Source organism: Diaphorobacter caeni (assembly GCF_015354245.1).
Taxonomy (GTDB): Bacteria; Pseudomonadota; Gammaproteobacteria; order Burkholderiales; family Burkholderiaceae_C; genus Diaphorobacter_A; species Diaphorobacter_A caeni.
Window position 1 is genome coordinate 1 of record NZ_JADKYZ010000031.1, and the last position, 2,270, is coordinate 2,270.

The following is a 2,270-nucleotide window of genomic DNA, read 5'->3' on the forward strand; positions in this document are numbered from 1 at the left end:
GGGGTCGTCTCAGAAAACGGAAAATAAAGCACGCTTAGCGTGCGCTGAATGAGGCCAGGCACCCAGTGGTACAGCGTAGGATTGGACGCGCCGAGGTTCTTGACCACGTCCTTGGGGGGACGCCACCGGACAGCAGCTTCTTCGGGCGGCTCAGAAAACGGAAAAAATCGTACGCTAAGACCGGTTTGGCTAGCCGGGTAGTAGGAGTCCCATTAGTCACGCCTGCCGGGCTGCGGCTTGGTCTGGTTGAGAACTCGGTTCTTTGTGGCGATGATCCACGAAGTTGCACCCATCGACGCTGTGCTCACAGGCAACAATCTCCAGTTGCAGCGTCGTATGGAAGATGCTGAATCGGTCAGCCAGCAACAACTTGAGGGTTTTGAGCAACTCGTCGGGCCCTATTTCCGGCGCATACACGATATGAGCGGTCATGCTGACCTTGCCGCTCGTGAGCGCCCATACGTGCAAGTCATGCAGCCCTGTCACGCCTGGCACGGCCTGAACAGATGCCATCAAGGCTCCCATGTCAATGCCGTCTGGGACTCCCTCCAGCAAGACATTCAGGCTTTCCTTGAGTAGCAGCCAAGTTCGTGGCAGCACCCAAAGCCCAATTGCCACGGCGACGACCGCATCTACCCACACCCAGCCGGTGAATCGGATGACCAGCGCAGCTCCGATCACGCCGATGGAGCCAAGCATGTCGCTCCAGACCTCCAGATAAGCGCCTTTGACGTTGAGGCTCTTGTCCTTGCCGCCCTGAAGCATACGCATGCTGATGAGGTTGACGATCAGACCCAGCACTGCTACCACCAGCATCCCGCTGGACTGAACCTGCGCTGGCTCGCGCAAACGCTGCCAGCCCTCATACAGGATGTAGCCAGCGACGCCGAAGAGCAACAGGGCGTTGAATGCGGCCGCAAGGATTTCGAAGCGGTAGTAGCCATAGGTGCGCTTGGCATCGGCTGGCCGTCTCGCCACCCGTACAGCCGCCAAGGCGATGGCCAGCGCCGCTGCATCCGTGAACATGTGCGCCGCATCTGAGAGCAGGGCCAGGCTGTTGAAAACAATGCCTGCGGCGACTTCGGCCAGCAGGAAGCTTCCGGTCAGCGCCAGGGCGATCCAGAGCGATTTTTCATTGCGCTCGCTGGGTAGGGCATGGGAGTGATTGGTGCTCATCTTCGTCCTTCTTCTGAGTTCATTTTTGTTCAGCGTGACCGGAAGCCGGCACCCAGCGATACAACGTCGGGATTGAGACCCCGAGGTTCTTGGCCACGTCCTTGGGAGCGATCCCGCTGGCGAGCAGCTTCTTGGCCGATTCAATCTTGCTTTTGGTCATCTTCGGTTTGCGCCCTCCCTTGCGGCCTGACAGCCGGGCGACCGCCAATCCTGCTCGGGTCCGCTCCACCGTCAGCTCGCGCTCCATTTCGGCGAGGCTGGCCATGACGTGAAAGAAGAACCGTCCCGACGGCGTGCCGGTGTCGATGGCGTCGGTGAGACTCTTGAACTGGATGCTCTGCTTGTGCAACTCGCTGACCAGATCGACCAATTGCTTGACGCTGCGGCCCAGGCGATCCAGCTTCCAGACGACCAGCGTGTCTCCCTTGCGTAGCATTTCAAGCGCCTTGGCCAAGCCGGGGCGCTCGGCTCTCGTGCCGCTTAATTTGTCCTCAAAGAGCTTTTGGCACCCGGCCTGGGTCAAGGCCTCCCGCTGTAGCTCCAGGTTCTGATCCTGCGTCGAGACGCGCGCATAGCCAACCAGCATGGCACGGTCAGACCGCTGCCTTGCCGCACTGAGCGCAAAACTTCGCACCCGGTTGCAGTGTGGTTCCACATTGCGCGCAAGCCGAAGGAACCAACGAAGTCCCGCACTGCTGGCAGAAGCGAGCGCCTGGCGCGTTAGATGCCTTGCAGTTGGGGCAAGCAAGGCCGCCATTACCCCACCCGCCCGCTGGAGGCCCGCCGCTTCCGTACCCACCGCCACCACCGTGATGCCCACCACCGTGATGCCCACCACCGCTGTAACCACCACCGTGGTGGCCACCGAAAAGTCTGTCAAAAATACCCATGAGTCTTTCTCCTTTCGTAAACACGTCAAAGCCACTTGGGGCAGCGGTTGGCTACATCCCTATTTCTCGAAACGCGTTGATATGATAAGAATTCAAGAATAAAGTTTCAAGAACTGTTTTCGAGAATCGCAATGCCTTGATTTCCCGTGCCGCGCCAGAGGGTTGAGCGGGCTTGTCGCAAACCTACGTTTTCAAGAAGAAGGA

The 2,270-nt window shown here is 59.2% G+C and carries 3 protein-coding genes; all 3 read right to left on the minus strand.

Features of this window, described 5'->3' with window-relative positions; all coding sequences use genetic code 11:
• Positions 1–216: 216 nt before the first annotated feature.
• From ISG32_RS27440 to ISG32_RS27450, 3 genes are read right to left on the minus strand one after another with little or no spacing between them, the layout of a single operon-like run.
• Positions 217–1,176: a cation diffusion facilitator family transporter gene (locus tag ISG32_RS27440; RefSeq protein ID WP_023294863.1), complete on the minus strand. Its 960-nt coding sequence runs from the start codon at positions 1,174–1,176 to the stop codon at positions 217–219.
• A 19-nt stretch (positions 1,177–1,195) separates the two neighbouring features.
• Positions 1,196–1,762 carry a recombinase family protein gene (locus ISG32_RS27445; RefSeq protein ID WP_011638900.1) on the minus strand — a complete coding sequence of 189 codons (567 nt, stop codon included), beginning with the start codon at positions 1,760–1,762 and terminating at the stop codon, positions 1,196–1,198.
• 7 nt (positions 1,763–1,769) lie between these two features.
• A complete protein-coding gene (locus ISG32_RS27450; protein ID WP_194774148.1) occupies positions 1,770–2,066 on the minus strand; it encodes a double zinc ribbon domain-containing protein in 297 nt (98 codons plus the stop codon).
• Positions 2,067–2,270 lie beyond the last annotated feature (204 nt).